Source organism: Desulfosporosinus cupriresistens (genome assembly GCF_001707885.1).
Classification (GTDB): Bacteria; Bacillota; Desulfitobacteriia; order Desulfitobacteriales; family Desulfitobacteriaceae; genus Desulfosporosinus.
In genome coordinates, this window is the sequence record NZ_MASS01000003.1 from 106,560 (window position 1) to 124,980 (window position 18,421).

Consider the following 18,421-nt stretch of genomic DNA (forward strand, 5'->3'; position numbering starts at 1 on the left):
AAGGCAATGATCAGATAACGGAAGGAGCTTTCAGCTATGAATCAAGTCGACAACAATATTTCAACACGTGTAAAAACTTCGCCTCGGTACCGCTGGTTTATCCTAGCAACCGTTTCGATTGGCACGTTCATGTCCACCTTAGATAGCAGTATCGTCAATGTTGCCTTACCCACCATTTCTATAAAGTTACAGGCAGATCTTTCAATCTTACAATGGGTCGTAACCGCCTATTTATTAACCATCTCCAGTTTACTTCCTGTTTTTGGGCGTATTGCTGATCTTGTAGGGCGCAAACGTGTTTTCTCAATAGGATTTTTAATTTTTACCCTCGGCTCAATTTTGTGTGGATTAGCTACAAATATTTGGTTTCTCATCGGAATGCGCGTTCTCCAAGCCCTTGGGGCTTCGATGCTAATGGCTAATAGTGCAGCACTTATTATTGCTAACTTCCCACCTAAAGAAAGAGGACGCGCCCTAGGCTTAACCGGAACTGTTGTTGCCTTAGGAAGCTTAACTGGCCCAGCTCTTGGTGGAGTTCTCGTCGGCCTCTTAAGCTGGCGTTCCATATTTTATATTAATCTACCGATTGGGATTCTGGGCTATCTTGCCGCTCAGATTATTCTTCCCCAAGATAACCCGCAACAAAACAATGAAACATTTGATTTTGTAGGCGCCCTTTTTTTCACCCTTGGTATGATAAGCCTTTTATTTGCCGTCAGCAATGGTCAAGATTGGGGTTGGCAAACCTCTCCAATTCTTTTTGGGTTAGTTATCGGAACTATTCTTTTAGGACTCTTTTTCTATACGGAACTGCGGGTAAAAAACCCGATGATTCATCTTTCTTTGTTTCGGATCCGCCCCTTTTTTATAGGCAATATCACTGGTTTTTTCTCTTTCGTAGCTATGTTTGCAAATACTATGCTTATGCCTTTTTACCTACAACATGTTTTAAATTATAATCCAACCCAAGTAGGATTACTGATGACTGCCTTTCCACTGATGATGGCGATTACCGCTCCGATCAGCGGGTATGCTTCTGACCGTATAGGTCCAATCATCCTAACCACTAGTGGACTGCTTGTTACTGCAGTTGGCTTCTTATACCTTTCGACGATGACTATTGCTTCGTTGTACTGGCAAATCATCCCCGGTCTTCTGCTTATGGGTTTAGGAGCTGGTCTTTTTCAATCTCCCAATAATAGTAGCGTCATGAGTTCCGTCCCTCCCAACAAATTAGGCGTTGCCGGTGGGATAAACGCCCTTGTCCGAAATGTTGGCATGGTCATCGGTATTGCCTATTCAGTTTCATTGTTCGAAAACCGTGAAGCAAGCTTCCTTAAAGGCATAAATATCCCAACAGCTGTCCAACAAGCTACAGCTTTTGTTGGCGCTTACCGTATTGTTATGTTGACCTCGATGGGTATTGCCATTATAGCTGCTTTGATTTCTCTCAATCGAAAAGGCTACACGCGATCTGAAACATAGGGATACACAATTGTAAGGGATAGGACTATGAAATTCAGCTAAAATATATTAATATAACCATTAACTGGATCTACAAACTAATTACCCAACTGAGATTTAATGGGAGGTGATCGTAATGGCTAAATGCGAAAAATGTGGTGCTGAAGTTCCACAAGAGGAGCTGTCTGAAGTTCAAGGTTTAAAGATATGCGAGGATTGTGAGATTAAGAGTGTCAAGCCTCCGGAGTTAAAAATTAATTTGTAATTTATAGACACTACTGAGGCACTAATGTTTAACTAAGTAACTATATATTCTAAGGATTAAGAAGATCCCCAAGGGCAATTATCAGATTGTTTCGACTTCTTTTAAAATTTTCTGTTGGTCAATACAATAGGCTATAACCTTTTCCTGGAGAAAGACAGTGTTATTACGTCAAGAGGCCAGTAACCTTACCGAAAATAAGGCTACTGGCCTTCTTCTTTAAGTCAAGTAAGAGACTCAAGTATTGACCTAGATTGACCTCGATTTACCCAGGTAAACGTTTCGCAGCCAAAACGGTTGCCGGAGAATCCTCAGTCCAAGGTTCATGATCAAAGTTTCCCCACAGACCTGATACTTCCCAACCAGTTTCAAATAGAGCTTTTTTTAGACTATCGCATTTTATTGGGAACAAAACATTGGCTCCAGAGATAGTCTCTTTCGAGTTCGGAATCTCTATTTCCATCACAAAATCCAATTTTCCATCCGATCGATGCGTGTAAAATCGGTGAAAGATTAGGTGTGCTGTCTTGATTATTGGTAGCTCCTTAATTTGCTTAGCCAATATACGATCATAGTTGACGATTTGTAATAATAAATGGGTTCCCTTTTCCCGAAATTGAGTTAAAACTTGTTTTAGCTCAATTTCCCCGGACACATGGGCTAACGTATTTCCTAGGCAAACGATTCCATCAAATTGTTGCTCTATACCCTTAAGGTCCCGCATATCTGCTAAGGAAAACCTAGCGGTGCTTCCAGTCTCACGAGCTTTTTTTCTAGAGTTCTCAATCATCTCTGCACTTAAATCTACACCAAGCACGTGTATGCCGGTTTTACTTAATTCCAAAGCAAATGTTCCTGTACCACATCCGATATCCAATACTGATGTCAGTGATTCCTGTCTTAGATAATCCTGTAAGAAATTCTTTTGTGCTTCCTTTAACGGAAAGATCTCATCATAGTATTCAGATAAAGCACGGTAAAAATCCACTCTAATCTTCCTCTCCTCTTTACAGGGTCAACCGGACTGTATGGACTTGACCATCATCCTTTAATGGAATGACAGGTTCTTGTAATACTTCTTCATCCAAAGTGATCCGCTCGCACCCGCTCATTCTACCCTTAGGATTCTCGACGATAATCTCATATTGAGCCGTTTGATACTGATAAGTTAAGTGATAGCCTGGCCAGCGACCTGGAATACTAGGATTTAAAACTAATTTGTCCCCTTGGCGTCTAAAACCTAAAATCCCCTCTAGCCCTGCCTGATACATCCACCCGGATGCTCCAGTATACCATGTCCATCCTCCCCGGCCTACATGTGGGTGGATAGCGTAAACATCTGCAGCCATAACATAAGGTTCGACTTTATAGCGATTCACCTCATGTTCTGTACGGGCGTGATGGATGGGGCTTAACATTTGAAATAGTTCTGCAGCCTTATCTCCCTCTCCTAAACTGGTGTAAGCCAGTATCGCCCAAGTTGCTGCATGTGTATACTGTCCGCCATTTTCACGGACCCCTGGGACATACCCTTGAATGTAACCAGGATCGGGCAAAAACTTGTCAAAGGGTGGCGTAAGTAAGAGAAGGACACCGTCTTCTTTTCGCCACAAGTAGTGTTCTAAGGCCAGCATCGCATCCTTGGCACGAGACGATTTGCCTGCTCCAGATAGAACCGACCAAGACTGGGCGATAGCATCGATTTGACATTCTGCATTCTGAGAAGATCCTAAAGGAGTCCCGTCATCAAAATAAGCCCGCCGATACCATCCGCCATCCCAACCATGCAGTTCGATATTTTGTTGGAGTTCTTCGGCAATCAAACGATAGCGGGCTCCTCTTTCGAGATCCTGGCGTTCATCACAAAGAGAAGCAAAACGAGTCAAAGTTAGATACAAAAACCATCCTAGCCACACACTTTCCCCTTTTCCTTTGGGGCCAATTCGACTAAATCCGTCATTCCAGTCTCCAGACCCGATTAGAGGTAATCCATGTTCGCCGAAACGCAGCCCTCGTTCGAGGGCACGAACACAATGCTCATACACACTTCCCTGTTGGTTGGAAATTGATGGAATAGAATATCGTTCATCTTCATCGTCTTTCAGGGGCTGATCCTCAAGATAAACATTCGTTTCATCTAAAATATCCTTATCTCCTGTGCGCTCAATATAATAGGTGGTAACAAAAGGTAACCAGAGCAAATCATCTGAGAATTTTGTCCGTATTCCTTTTCCTTTTCCGGCGTGCCACCAATGCTGCACATCACCTTCTAAGAACTGATGACCACAATGAAGAATAATTTGTGCACGAGTAGCCTCCGGAGTCGTATAGACAAGAGCCATCACATCCTGTAATTGATCTCTAAAGCCATAGGCTCCCCCTGACTGATAAAACGCTGAACGAGCCCATACGCGGCAGACAACGGTCTGATAGAGAAGCCAGCGATTTAAAAGGAGATTCATGGACGGATCAGGTGTGTCAACCTGAACAGTTCCCAGAACCTGATCCCAATACTTCTTGACTTCTTCAAACGCTTCAGCGATCTTCTCAGGCTGTTTATACGCTGATATGATCTTCTCCGCCTCTTGGCGGTTTTCTGTTTCACCCAGTAAGAAAGTTAGGACTTTAGTCTCACCAGGAGCCACGGAGAACATGAGCTGCAGAACAGAACAAGGATCAAGCCCTGCTCCGACAGTGTCTGAGAATTGTTCTAGCTTTAACCCTATAGGATCTTCCAAACTCCCGTTACGCCCGATAAATTCGGAACGATCCCCGGTATAACTTTTTACTTCCGCCCCAAAGACAGTTAAAAAACCTATCCGTCCAACAAACTCTTCTTGATATGTGTTGCGAGTAAAAAAGATGTTACGTTCTCCATCATATTCCGTGACCAGATACGGAGCAGTCTGTTGGCGAGCTACGCCCATCACCCATTCTACATAATAGACGGTACTTAAGCGTAAGTTTTGATCCGTCGTGTTCGAAAGCACTAATTCAATGACCTTCACCGGCTCTTGAACAGGGACAAAGAGGCGCATGGTTTGTTTTAGTCCATGACTGTGATGCTCAAAGATTGAATACCCTTGGCCATGTCGAATTGTATAAGAACCCTTTTCGCGTTTAGGATTACTACTCACAGACCACGCTTCCCCAGTCTCTTCGTCACGTAAGTATAAGGCTTCCCCCGTCGGATCCAGAATTGGATCATTTGACCAAGGAGTGAGTTTGTACTCCCTACTGTTGAGCGACCATGTGTAGCCAGCCCCTGATTCAGATACTTGAAAACCAAACTTTGGATTGGCGATGACATTGATCCAGGGCAGAGGAGTGTTCATCCCCTCCTTCAGTTCGATAACATACTCTTGACCGTCTTCGCTAAACCCACCGTATCCATTAGCAAACTGCAGTTGAACAGTTGATTCTCCGATTACTTCTTCACGATATTCAGTTTTTCTCTGCTGGATAATTTGGAGTGGTTGATCTGAGGTATCTGTCTCCTCTCGCTCTCCATCCGCAAAAATTACTTTTCCTTTTTTGCGAAATTGAACAGAACATGATCCGCCATCACCGCTAAAAATCATCCTAGCTACAGCACAGAGAAGCGTCACATCGTCGGGATGAACATGGTCTTTTTGCAGCAGAAAGACTCCGCCAGGCTGATTTAATAGATCCCGAGCGTGCCCCATCGAAATTAAGTCACGGAGATTTTCCTGGAAGGTCTGAACATATCCGCTCTCATCTTCATTGAGAATGACAAGATCAGCAAACAGTCCTTTAAGCCTCCAGTATTCATGGATGGTTAAGAGTCGTCGCACCAAATCCGAATTTTCAGCTTCCTTCACTCGCACAAGGATGATGGGCAGATCTCCCGATATAGCATAGGGCCACAGGGAAGACTGCCCTTTGCGATTCTGCTCAATGCATTCCGCTGCATCTCTACGACAGGGGCTCAGATAAAGCAAATGACCACCGAGACTCAAACCCTCATTGGCCTGTGCCGCTGTCAAATTTAGATGACGAAGCTCCATTTTACTATGTGTCCAAGCCAATTCAAACGCTCTATTCACAGCGAGTGGATCTCGGTATTTTTCGGCTATACGGATTATCTCCTCTCGATTTTCCGCATAGCCAACGGAGAAGGAGACTCGAACTGTTTGTCCAGGAGCAATCTTAACTCGTTGACGTAAGCTCATCACTGGATCCAACACCGCTCCAACAGAATTCGATAAAGGGTGATTTGCATCCAACGCTTGAGGCTTAGCAAGGCTTCTACCCCGTCCTATAAAACGCGCTCGATCTGTCTCATATTGAAGGGAACCCACTTTCTCTCCCTCCGTGGCCACTGTGTGCATAAGCCATAATCGAGTCTGATTTTCGCTACGTGGTCTCCGAGAGGCTAACAACGCTTCATGCGCAAATTCGGTTTGAATAAAAAGATTGCCAAACGCCGGATGGGCTAAATCTTCACTTGGCCTAGACAAGACCACCTCAAAATAACTCGTTACTTCCACAGTTCGGTAATGCTTACTGTGATTGGTCAGAGAAATACGACGCATCTCCGCTTGATCTTCAGGGGATACGACCACTTCAGTACGGGTTGTGATGTTACCATCCTTCCTGAAGAACTCAACCCGATCTGGTGCATAGGTTACCTTATAATCCTCACCAGAGTTCCGACAAGGTTGATGGGTTGCCGACCATACGTCACCAGAATTTAAGTTCTGAATATAGAAATACATACCCCATTCATCTCGTGTTACATCTTCTCGCCAACGCGAGAGGCTAATCTCCTTAAAACGACTGAACCCCGCCCCAGCATTCGTCATCATGACCGAATATTGTCCATTGGAAATACAGTGGGTGACAGGAATAAGACTTTTTGCAGTGCCTAGAGAAATAGACTGGTTTTTTTCCGGATCAACGCCCTTAATCTGACGTTCTGTTACAACATGCTCACCAACTAGTTGCGGAATTGCAGCGCTAGATTCAGGTATGCGTTCTTGGAGCAGAAGCTCCGCAGCTTGAATTAAGGCTTCATTGTGTAAACGCTGCTGCATCCGATTTTCATATAACACATTACCCAACGCTAAAAAACTCATGCCTTGATGATGGGCCATAAAACTCTGGATCAGCATAAAAGGACGCCCGACAGGTATCCGTTCACTGGTGAAATCGGCCGCTTCGTACAACCCATAACGCCCTCCAAACCCCCTTTGTTCCATCAGCGTAAGATTTAATAGGGCCTCATGTGGAGCAACCATTAAGGCTAAAAAACTTGCATAGGGCGCGACCACAAGATCTTGAATCAACCCGCGTTTAAGACCAAGTCCAGGAACGCCGAAGGCTTTATACTGATAATTGAGCTGAGGATCAAAAGCATAAAATCCAGACTCAGATATACCCCAAGGCACACATTGTTCTTGACCGTACTTCCTTTGTACCTCGACAACGGAACGATAAGTTTCATCGAGAAGAGTACGCTCATAATTCCGCATAACCAGGAGCGGCATTAGAAATTCAAACATCGTTCCACTCCAGGAAACTAAACTTCGTTTTCCTTTAGCTAGTGTCAAAGAGCGCCCCAGTTTGAACCAGTGACTGTGGGGCACATCCCCTTTAGCAATGGCAATAAAACTCGCTTGGCGAGCCTCTGAAGCCAATAAATCATAATAGGACTTATCAAGCATGCTCTCTACAACACGATAGCCGATCGAAAAGAGTTGACGTGTTTCGTCAAACAACGGACGAAATTCTGTCGACATTGCCATCGTCTCAAGCCGTTGCTGTAGTTCCTCTGAACGCTGAGCATAATCCTGAATTTTCAAAAGTACCGACTTGAGTTTCTCTTTGACCTCAGGGGAGAAACTGTCTTCTTTCAGTCCATCGCTATAGCACTTGGCGAGTTCAGACAGACTAGCTTTGAAAACCTCCGCCTTAAAGAGTGTCTGGATTTCTAAATGATTCGAATCAACGACCCATGGGTAAATATCTTCCGTCTCCTGATGAAAGGACTGGATCATCGTATCGAGACGGCGTGCCCAATACATTCCCTCTTTACTTAATTCCTGTTCTAAAATTAGTGCCGGCCAGAGGGCTAATAGCTTTAGCCAATTTTGTAGATTCCATGCCTCTTCTGAACTTAGAATATCATCCAGCGCCTGCCCGAAATTGTTAAGGTCCTCATAAGTATCTTTACCAACATCCTCGATCAATAAATCATACGTATCCTTAAGGCCTAGTGCATATTGCTGATCAAACAAAGGTTTTTCTCGTATCGTTTCATCGAGTCCGGATTTTAAGGTCAATAGATAAAGCACAAAATTACCACTGTCAACGGTCGACACATAACGCGGCTCTAAGGGCTCAAGACTCTGAGTATCGTACCAATTATAAAGATGCCCTTTCCAGTGTCCTAAACCCTCAAGTATTTGGAGCGTGTGTTCAATCCGCTCATACACATTCCTTAACGTTATGTACCCAAAATCCCTTGCTGACAAATTCGCTAGTAAGGCTAATCCTATGTTTGTTGGAGATGTCCGATGAGCAACGCCGTTCGGTGGTTCGATTTGAACATTATCAGGAGGAAGCCAATGGTCCTCAAGACTGACAAATTCCTCAAAAAAGGCCCATATTTTTCGAGCATAACGCCGTAAGGCAAGCTGTTCCGAAAACGATAGTATTTCCTTTTTATACAGATTTGGCAAACTCACGTGGAAAGCAACCCAAATTGAAGCTACCCAGGCAAAGGCCAACGGGACAAATCGCCCTACCTTACTCGGAAACGAAGAGCTAATAGTCAAAACCGCTAAAAAAATAAATAGAACTACTGGCCACATCGCGCTAAACATTGATTTGAAACTAACGTCTAGGCGTTTCTCCGTATCGGCAGCAGTTTCCCATTCCAGCAGGTGTCGGTGTGAAACAAACTGTCGATAGATGCTTCGGATGATCGCATCAAGCATTATGAAAGTTTGATAAGGAAGAAATACAAACTGAAGCGCAAACTGAGTTAGTAGCGTCAGAAGATCTTGACCGACGTTGCCTCGTTCTGTTCCTTCAGCAAACAGCCTACAGAGCATGTATAAGACCATTGGCAAGATAAAACTCAAGGCAATCATACCAACCCATACCCAAGGTTCTCCTGAAAGGACTGTAAACGCTAGAATCAGAAGTAATAACTGAGCAGGAGCCTCTAAGCTTCTCCTCAAATTATCAAAGATCTTCCAGCGCGAAACAAATGGGATAGGCTTAAATAGCCAAGGCAACAGCTGCCAATCTCCTCTCACCCAGCGGTGTTGTCGTCGCATATAAGCGAGGTAGTTGGCAGGATAACCATCGACCAACTCGACGTCCGTCACGAGTCCTGCTCTGGCATATAATCCCTCGATCAAATCATGACTAAGAATGGTATTTTCCGGAAATGCCTTATGAGTTACTTTATGGAATATATCAACATCATAAATGCCCTTACCTGTGAAAATCCCTTCTCCAAATAAATCTTGATAGACGTCGGATACCGCCGTGGTATACGGATCAACTCCAACTCGACCAGAAAAAATACGTGCAAATTTCGAGGCTCCTGCACTCAGAATAGAAACTCCAACTCGCGGTTGAAGTATCCCATAGCCTTGCACCACTCTTCTTCCATCCTCACTCAAACGCGGAGCGTGTAGGGGGTGAGCGAGAGTTCCAATCAGCTTCTTAGCCGTCCCCTGTGGCAACTGGGTATCGGCATCAAGTGTAATTACATAACGAAAGGTTGGAAGGATCGATAAATCACCAATTTGAATATCATAACTAGTTGCCCCATCTTGGCGTAAAAGGCAATTAAACTCTTCAAGCTTGCCACGTTTTCTCTCCCATCCCATCCAAACCCCTTCAGATGGATTAAAGATTCGTTTTCGATGAAAGAAGTAAAACCTATCTTGACCGTACTTCTGGTTTAGACTACCAATGGCTGCGCTGGCCACCGCAATAACTTCCTCGTCGCCTTGAACTATTTCCGACGATGCATCTGCAAAATCACCTAGGAGAGCAAAATGCAAATTCGCATCTCGATTGGCCAGATAATAAACCTCTATTTCAGCAATCAGTTCTCTAACCCGGTCAACACTCGTTAAGAGTGTCGGCACAGCAACCATTGTCCGTAATTCTTCAGGAATTCCTTTTCTCAACTCTAATTTTGGTAGGAAAGTAGGGCTGAAAAGTTTCGAAGCTGCCCAATTTACTAACGGAATGATTAAACTACTCGCCCAAATCAAAAGACCCATGAACAAAGCAACGTAGGTCAGAAAAAGTGGTCTCACCGGCCGTGCGTGCAATAAAACCCAAGAAGATAGAATTCCCGTGCCAATTAGCAAACTGCCGAAGTAATACAATACTGGTTTATTCCAAATCGCACGCCGGATTTTGCCTCCCAAGTTCCGGGATTCCCTAAAGTCTTGTTCCAACTCCTGTTCAAGTGCACTTCGTCCTGCTCCAATCAAATCATAACCGACATGCGAAGATAACGGATCTCCTTGTTCATGGGCCTTTTCCGCCCTGGCTAACACCTTCCGAGCTACAACCAGCTCCGAGACTTTAAAGCTCCTAGCAATCTTTTCTACCTGATGACGATAAGCATCTCGAGACTCAAAGTCCATATTGCTATAAACTCCACTGGGGTCCTTAGTGAAGACGTTTTCCACTAAACTGACTTCCTCGAAAAAACGAGGCCAATCTTCGGCAGTGATAAAATGAATGCTCAAAATAGCATGGCCCATAGATACTTGATACATAGTCTGACGTTGTCGTTCAAGCTTGGCAAGTTCTTCAATTGTTGTGTCTTGTTTGGCGACAACTCGGTCGACCCAGTGTAAAAGTGGTGCAACATCTCCACCCAGATCCCTCAGACGTTTAAGCAGCTGCTCGGCATAGGCTGATGAGTATTCTTCTTGCGGACTAAGAGTTTTTAATATTTCTTCCCACTCTTCTGGCTCATGCTCTGATTCCAATAAGGGCAACACCCAGCGATCAGCCGCTTCTCTTTCAGCTTGGGTAAAAAGAATTTGTTCAGCTAACCTTCGGATATTTTCCAAGAGGACAATACGCAACATAATGGGAATTGCCCATAGTTCACCACTCGACAAGGGCACTTGCACCTGATAAGCGTTGATAAACGCTTTGAGCGTGTCACTTTGCAATTGGCTATCTGTGTGTTCGATAAGCTCAACTAATAACCCGTAAATTCGCGGGTATCCTTGAAAATCGCCACTGGCGTTACGTGGCAGTTGACGCTCAAATCTTTCAGGGAGATTTCTTTGAATCTCCTCCCTTAAGTCTTTTAAACTATAAAAATTGTCTAATAACCATTCTGTTGCTGGAACAGCATCCTGTGTCCTCGCAGAGTATTCCGTGATTTCACGATATGCCTGTGTTAGAAACTTCATATTTTGCTTAACCCTAGGTAACAAGGTTCGTTTTGGATGGCTAGTTTCCTGATGGGCATAAAATTGAGCAATCTCTTGGGCATGATTAAGCAAGTCTTCTCGGTTTAAGACAATATCTTTATATGGTTTAGCTTTCGTAATTGACCGTGTAAAAAACTTCATTCTTCGTCTCCATCTATTTTTTTACATCCATTTATGCATTATTCCCATTCTCTCCCACTTCATTCATCATAAAGAAACACCCTAGCCAATAATCGAGGCTCGATTCAACGATGTTCGAGGCTCGAAAAGTAAAAACTACAAAAAAACACTCTGACCAATAATCATGGTTAGAGTGTTTTCTTTAGGGTTCGAAGGTTAACTATCGCGCTTCGCTATCATCCAAAACGTTCATTAAATTCCTCTAAGGTTAAGAGCACGTGCCGCGGCTTACTTCCTTCATACGCTCCAACGACCCCATTTTCTTCGAGCATATCCATCAGACGAGCCGCTCTCGCATAACCTAGTTTTAACCTGCGTTGGAGGAAAGATACTGACGCCATATTTGTCCTGATAATAAGCTGACCTGCGTCAATAAACAAGGCGTCATCCGGTCCATTGCCCTCTTCGTTTTTGAGGGCAGTTTCAGCGAAAAGCCGCTCCGGATCAAGATAATCGGGTCTACCTAATCCTTTCCAATGCATAATTATCCGTTGCACTTCGTCATCCGTAACCAAACACCCTTGGACACGCAGTGCTTTATTCACGCCCAGTGGGGAGTAAAGCATGTCTCCTCGCCCGAGAAGTTTTTCTGCACCCGTTGCATCAAGGATAGTACGAGAATCGATCTGAGACGAAACTGCAAAGGAAATACGGCTGGGTATATTGGCCTTAATTACCCCGGTAATGACATCAACGGATGGCCGTTGGGTCGCAATCACCAAATGAATCCCAGCAGCTCGAGCCATTTGTGCTAAGCGGCAGATAGCTTCTTCAACCTCTCCAGCTGCCACCATCATCAGATCGGCCAACTCATCAATGATTACCACAATTAAGGGTAGGGTAGGTTTACAATTAACCGTGTCGCCGGCCTTCATTTTGTTATAGCGTTCGACATCACGAACACCTGCTGCTGCAAAGAGTTCATACCGATTTTCCATTTCTTTGACAATCCATTTTAAAGCACTGGCTGCTTTCTTCGGGTCGACCACGACCGGCGCCAAAAGATGCGGAATGCCGTTATACTGACTGAGTTCTACCATTTTGGGATCCACAAGCAGGAATTTTACTTCATCAGGGGTTGCATTGAAGAGAATAGAATTGATGATCGTCGTAATACAGACACTTTTTCCCGACCCAGTAGCCCCTGCCACCAGGAGATGGGGCATTTTGATTAGATCCGCAATAATGGGTTGGTCCGCAATGTCTTTTCCTAAGCCAATTTTTAATTTTGATGGGTATTGTCCAAAACTACTTGTCTCGAGCACTTCTCTAAATGGCACTGAACGCGGCTGCTTATTCGGAACTTCAATTCCGATCGCCGCTTTTCCAGGGATCGGAGCCTCAATGCGCACATCCCGAGCAGCAAGCCCTAGTGCGATATCATCCGCTAGATTAACAATCTTACTAATTTTGACGCCTGGTGCTGGAGCTAGCTCGTAACGGGTAATCACAGGGCCTCTTGCTACACGAATAACTTTGGCCTTCACTCCAAAATCCAGAAGAACTTTTTCCAACTGGATCGGCGTATCTGGATCCTGTACAATTACACGTTGTACGACAGGATCCAGTAGATTGAAATCAGGAGGTTTCCAATCTTCGTCATTTTCGACAGTACTGGCGACCTGCTGGCTCTGCCCATCTGCCAAGCAATTTTCAACGTGACTTACAACCTGAGGTTTTCCCTCCCCCTCATGTTGATCTTTCATCGGATCAACTAATTGTGCCACTTGTCCCGCATAGTTTGGTTTTAACTCTGCAGCGGCGGCCGCAGGAGCTTCAAACTCAAGCATTTCTAGAGAGGTACTCTCCGTTTCCACCAGCTCATCTTCCAAATCGAATTCTATAGAGGGTTCATTGACCAATTTCTCTTCAGAATTCGTCTCAGATACTACTTCAAGGCTAACTTCCGATCTACCTTCGGTCTTAATCTCTGCCATGATCTCTTGAATCAAGATTGATTTTATCTTTTCTTCAAACCCAGTCTTTGAAACAGAACTCTCAAAAACCTGCGCTAGCTTTTCTGCCTCATCAATCGTTCTACTGCTTTCCTTCAAAGTTGCCACGAAATCAAGTGTTTTCTGATCAAGAGGATTACCATCTGTCTTAAATTGAGCTAAGTACTCTTGTTGATCCGTCTGAGACTTAAAAACTGAAGAAAATTGTGCAGCTTCCGTAGTATGTATTCCCGGCATTTCGGTTGGCTTCAAGTTATCCTGCCGAGGAATCGCCTGTTCTAAGCGCTCTTCTTGATCTACTTCTTCGAAATATTTGTTAAGCCCTTGTAAACTTGTCATTTTGGATATACTCTTTGGAAATACTGACTCTCCTGTCCCAAAATAAGAAGGAAAATCTCTCCCTATTTCTCTCAACTCTTCAGCCTTCTGAAGATCGGAATCCTTCATATCCACCCATTCCGGCGAGGCAAAATATTGATTAAACCCCTTCAAACTAACAAGTTTCCCGGCAGGAAGAGAGATACCTTTAGAATCAATATCCTGTTTGAAATCTGACTTTTGCGATTGCGAGGAGCTTTGCTGAGCGGACTGCGTTTTTCTACGTTTTCTTAGTCTGGGTACCTTAGCGCTTGATCGTGTGGACGGTGTGTCTGATTTCACAAACATAAAAGACATTAAAATTGATGAATAAATCCAGAGTAAAATTGCCAATACAAAACATAAGAAGGGCCCTGCCCAGGCCAGACTTCCCATAGTCACTTTAAACAGGAAATAAAAAGGTTTTCCCATAGAAAATCCAAAAGCACCGAGTTGCCCAGTTAAGGAGAGCAACATTAAAAAAACACTAACTAATTTAAACCAAAAAGAATTTGAGCCGTTTTCTCTTTTCGACACACATTTTCACCTCCACACTTCTTATCCATTATGGTAGATGAGCTAGGAGAATGTCAAAAGTTTTTTTATATCATTGTGAATTTTAATAACTCAACACTACACCTTCTTGATTAGGCAAAGGATGAAAGATCTCCTGGAATATTTCACCATCTTCATTCAGGAAGACGTTACCAGAATAAATAAAATCGCCTTTAGCCCAATACCGTAAGTCTAAAAATTCAACTATGCATTCATCAGCTTCGGAAAAATGTACAATGACATGATAATAAGGAGTGAATTGACTAAATATCTCAGCTAAGTTCCCTTCGAGAGCATTGGCCACAGAAGGGTTATCTCCATCAAATTTAGGCAAAACACGACAGATTGAGGGAGTTTGATTTCGTATAATACCAAATCGTACAAAGTCACCTTGAAAAAGAATAAAATTCCAGGTAAAGGGATGATACATTGCGGGGAGCACTTTGAGTTGTTCTCCTTCTTTTAGCTGGTAGATCTTTGTCAAACGATCGTGTGTTTTCATTCGTCCCATGTGACGATATCCTAAATATAGCGCACTAATCGTCAAAGCAGCGAGTGAAGAGGTTTTCGCTAAATCAGGCGCTTTAAGTGAAATCAGAAAAGATATAAAGAAAGAGCTTAAAACGACTGGGTCAGTAAGCATAATCATATCTACCGTAATTTTCTTGCGCGAAAAAGGCCATAAAAGCTCAGCACCATAGGAATTTAATAGGTCCATCATACCATGAGACATTGTTCCAACCAGAGTCCAAAAGAAAACATTAGTCCACGGTGTTGTTGGAAAAGCGAAATACAATCCTGTGCCAAGCCCCAGCGCCATACCCGTTAACGCAATCAAAGAATGGCTAGCTCCACGGTGTTTTAATAAATAATTTAAGCGACCTTTTACGTGAGCTATAATATCCAAATCAGGGAGCATTGCACCTAATGTGCAACCCAAAAATACAGGATCATTCAGCTGCATAGGGTGACCCGAAAGGGTGCTCAAGGCGATTCCAATCAAACCGTGCGTTATTGGATCCATTTTTTGCTTACCTCCATCATTTAAAGAAAACAAAGTGTTCGTCAAACACTTAAATTATATCATAAAGCCATAAATAGAAACCAATTACTTTTCATTCCTCGTTTTCCATTATTTCTATTGCAAAATAACTTCTAAGATTGTATTTGGCAATTCCAATGGTACGTTGTTAAGATGATACGAAGAGAGAAGCTGCATTAGCTAATACAGCTTCTCACATTTTATTTTTCCATTTCAAAGATTTAACCTTTACTGAAATGTGCTGCAACTTTTATGGAATTATTAACGCCGTGAATTTCCGGGATATATTGGACCATTTGCTCAGCAAACTCTCGATGTTCTTCAGAATACACTTCACCCGTCAGAAATGCAATACCATCTTGAACAAAAGCACGAACTTGTCCGGAATTTAAACGATGTTGGCCAAGTTTAGCGACTAACTGTTCCGTTAACCACAAATCATCTCCTTGTGAGCGATGACGGGTAAAGATTTCGCTGACCACCGCTTTTACACCCGGTACCTGATAGGCTGTTTCAACAGCCCACTCCATTACTTCTTGTGTATTAACTAGTCCAGTTAAGGTAACCAGCCCATTCCGAGCCTCTGTTTTGATTTCATGAGCATCTACCCACGGAGATGCAACCAACGCATTCTCAACACGATTAACCAAAGTTGCGTCATCTACAGCCTTTTCTAAAAATTGGATCTCACTTCGAATTTCTTTTACTCCGCGAACTTGAGAAGCTAAACGTTTAGCCAGCCGTTCTGTACTTTGGGTCTCAACATGCCCAAGCAGGGTCGCAATTCCTCGGCTCACTCGACAACCCAAGGTTGTGATATCTTTATAATTCGAGCCTTGAAAACGTTCAATAATACCTTGTTCAACATCTTTATCCTTGATATCTCCATCATTGGCAACAGTTAAAGAATTATCCAATTCTCGAACTCCGTCAATTCGACCCACCCGACTACCGAAAAACTCCTTTTCCACAAGGCTGTCAACGGTCCCCCAAAGTGTAGCTCGATCCCCCTTGACCTCCACATGAAGTCCTTGGCCACTTTCCCCGAAATGTGTATGAATAAGTTTTTTGATATCCTTAAGGACTGCTTGTTCGGAGCGTGAATTATGCATAAATCTACCTCCACAATGAAACTGTTCTTTTATCTCACTTGGAGGATATTTTATCCTAAGATTTACTTTTTTATTAACGCGCAAAAAGTTTAATTTAAGATTGTAAACTTGCTATACTAGCAGCTACCTCTTCTAAGCGGTGCAATTGTTCTCTCAAACCTAAAACAATGAGAAGATCCCCTTGTAAAATTTCCTCCGCTGCCCCTGGATTACTAATAACCTCTTTATTTCGTAAGATTGCCAGAACCATTGCACCAGTTTGCTGTTTAATGCCACTAGTTGACAAGGTCTTCCCAACTAAGCTAGAGCCTTGGTCAATCTTCAGCTCTACTATTTCCATCTCAATGTTGTGATCATGAATCACAGTCTCAATATACTCCATACTAATAGGTTTTAAAATCGACATAGCCATTCTCCACCCACCTAAAATAGCAGGAGAAATCACTTTGTCTGCTCCGGCTCGTAATAACTTATTTTCAGATTCTAACTGATCCATCCGAGCAACCACATGAATATTGGGATTTAACCCTTTGGCCGTTAAGGTTACGAAGACATTTAAAGCATCCTCTGGTAATGCTGCGATAAGTCCTTTGGCTTTCTCAATGCTGGCCTTTTTCAACGTTTCATCATGTGTGGCGTCACTATGGATAACTAAAAATCCCTCTTCCCTAAACTCATTTACGAGATCTTCTTGTTGTTCAATCACAACACATTGCGCTCCCTCTTTACGAAGACGGTAAAGAACTTGCCTGCCAACGCGACCTGCTCCACAGACAATGATATGATTACGAAGTTGTTCAATCTTTCTTTTCATTTTTCTTCTCCCATAAACTCCGGCCAATTGACCTTCAATTAAAAAAGCCATCATAAGTCCAGTAAAATACACCATCACCCCAACCCCGCCAATCATTAGGATGATAATAAAAACATGTCCGGCGTCAGATTGTACCTTAATATCACCATAGCCCACTGTCGTGATTGTTTCTACTGTAAAATAAATAGCTTGAGCAAAATCAAGGTGTTCCGTTAACATAAGCCCCAATGTACCCACAATTAGGGTTACTAATAAGGCCAAAAAGGCGCTTACCATACGTCTATCCAACAAATTACTCCTTTCTGTCAGGATTAACGTAACTAAGGATATTCTATAGCGTTAGGTAGGTCTGTAACTTAAGAACACCTTCAATTGGAACATCCATCTGACCAAGTTGTATCTGACCAAAAGGCCCATGATAATCGCTACCACCTGTTGCTAAGATAGCAAATTTATCCGCGATCTCGGCATAGTACGGTATAAGCGTATTTTGTCTTTCCCAGTAACCATAATACACCTCAAGCCCAATAGGTCGATAAGCCAAAAGAGAAAAAATTATCTTTGGATCGAACAAAAGTCCGGGATGGGCTACCACTGGAAACCCACCACAAGCCAAAATAAGGTCAACTGCGTCTTCGAAAGCATGCTTTTGATAGGGTAAATAGGCGACTCCCCCTGGCCGAAAATATTGCGCTATCTCACGCCAGTTTGGCTGACTGTGACTGCTCTCATGATGGTATATGGCCCTCATAATATGTCCCTTACTTACAGCCCCCTCAGAGTAGACTTCCCTCTCAACATCCTGCCATCTTAAAGAGAGACCATCATTATTAAGACATTCAACCATCTCATAAGCTAAAGCGGTTCGCTGCTCACGAATCTCTCTCAAACGAGCCTGTAAAAGTGGGTGATTAACATCCTTAAAATAGCCTAAGAGATGAACCTCATGGCCTTGATAGTTAGTTAGCAATTCCACGCCAGGAATAATTTTAATATTTAAGCCCTTGGCAAGAATTTCAGCCTTAGCGACACCTTCAGTACTCTCATGATCCGTAATAGCCAAGGTTTGAACATTCTTGTCATAGGCTAGGTTCACGACCTCTTCAACTGAAAGCAAACCGTCAGATTCTTGAGTATGGACGTGTAGATCGACCCTCACGACCACCCCTCCCTCCCATTTGTTTTTATATCATAGTTGCGTTGCTCATACCAACCAATCCCTTAATTTCTA

General features: G+C 43.3%; 9 protein-coding genes. 2 read left to right on the forward strand and 7 right to left on the reverse strand.

Annotated features, from left to right (window positions below; genetic code table 11):
* Positions 1-36 precede the first annotated feature (36 nt).
* Positions 37-1,485 (forward strand): MFS transporter, encoded by a 1,449-nt coding sequence (locus DSBG_RS02175; RefSeq protein ID WP_068962585.1) that lies wholly within the window; start codon positions 37-39, stop codon positions 1,483-1,485.
* A 115-nt stretch (positions 1,486-1,600) separates the two neighbouring features.
* Entirely contained in the window at positions 1,601-1,729 is a 129-nt protein-coding gene (locus tag DSBG_RS23935; RefSeq protein ID WP_009621433.1) for a hypothetical protein, read from the forward strand.
* A gap of 262 nt (positions 1,730-1,991) precedes the next feature.
* Here the strand turns inward: DSBG_RS23935 and DSBG_RS02180 are convergent, their stop codons facing one another.
* From DSBG_RS02180 to DSBG_RS02210, 7 genes are all read right to left on the reverse strand, one after another.
* On the reverse strand, positions 1,992-2,714 hold the full coding sequence (locus DSBG_RS02180; protein ID WP_068962586.1) for a class I SAM-dependent methyltransferase: 723 nt from the start codon (positions 2,712-2,714) through the stop codon (positions 1,992-1,994).
* 19 nt (positions 2,715-2,733) lie between these two features.
* The gene (locus DSBG_RS02185) at positions 2,734-11,316 is read right to left on the reverse strand and encodes a GH36-type glycosyl hydrolase domain-containing protein (protein ID WP_068962587.1); all 8,583 of its coding nucleotides are present in this window, start codon (positions 11,314-11,316) and stop codon (positions 2,734-2,736) included.
* A 215-nt stretch (positions 11,317-11,531) separates the two neighbouring features.
* Entirely contained in the window at positions 11,532-14,204 is a 2,673-nt protein-coding gene (locus tag DSBG_RS02190) for a DNA translocase FtsK (RefSeq protein WP_068962588.1), read from the reverse strand.
* Positions 14,205-14,286: 82 nt separating this feature from the next.
* A complete protein-coding gene (locus tag DSBG_RS02195) occupies positions 14,287-15,246 on the reverse strand; it encodes a metal-dependent hydrolase (RefSeq protein WP_068962589.1) in 960 nt (319 codons plus the stop codon).
* 239 nt (positions 15,247-15,485) lie between these two features.
* Complete coding sequence (locus DSBG_RS02200; protein WP_068962590.1) at positions 15,486-16,376, reverse strand: BON domain-containing protein; 891 nt, start codon at positions 16,374-16,376, stop codon at positions 15,486-15,488.
* A gap of 94 nt (positions 16,377-16,470) precedes the next feature.
* Positions 16,471-17,478 (reverse strand): potassium channel family protein, encoded by a 1,008-nt coding sequence (locus DSBG_RS02205; RefSeq protein ID WP_068962591.1) that lies wholly within the window; start codon positions 17,476-17,478, stop codon positions 16,471-16,473.
* A 43-nt stretch (positions 17,479-17,521) separates the two neighbouring features.
* Complete coding sequence (locus DSBG_RS02210; RefSeq protein WP_068962592.1) at positions 17,522-18,349, reverse strand: PHP domain-containing protein; 828 nt, start codon at positions 18,347-18,349, stop codon at positions 17,522-17,524.
* Between the last annotated feature and the right edge of the window lie 72 nt (positions 18,350-18,421).

Coding starts and splice junctions, on each gene's coding strand:
- DSBG_RS02175 (WP_068962585.1), top strand. CDS start 37: ATGAATCAAGTCGACAACAATATTTCAACACGTGTAAAAACTTCGCCT.
- DSBG_RS23935 (WP_009621433.1), top strand. CDS start 1,601: ATGGCTAAATGCGAAAAATGTGGTGCTGAAGTTCCACAAGAGGAGCTG.
- DSBG_RS02185 (WP_068962587.1), bottom strand. CDS start 11,316: ATGAAGTTTTTTACACGGTCAATTACGAAAGCTAAACCATATAAAGAT.
- DSBG_RS02195 (WP_068962589.1), bottom strand. CDS start 15,246: ATGGATCCAATAACGCACGGTTTGATTGGAATCGCCTTGAGCACCCTT.
- DSBG_RS02200 (WP_068962590.1), bottom strand. CDS start 16,376: ATGCATAATTCACGCTCCGAACAAGCAGTCCTTAAGGATATCAAAAAA.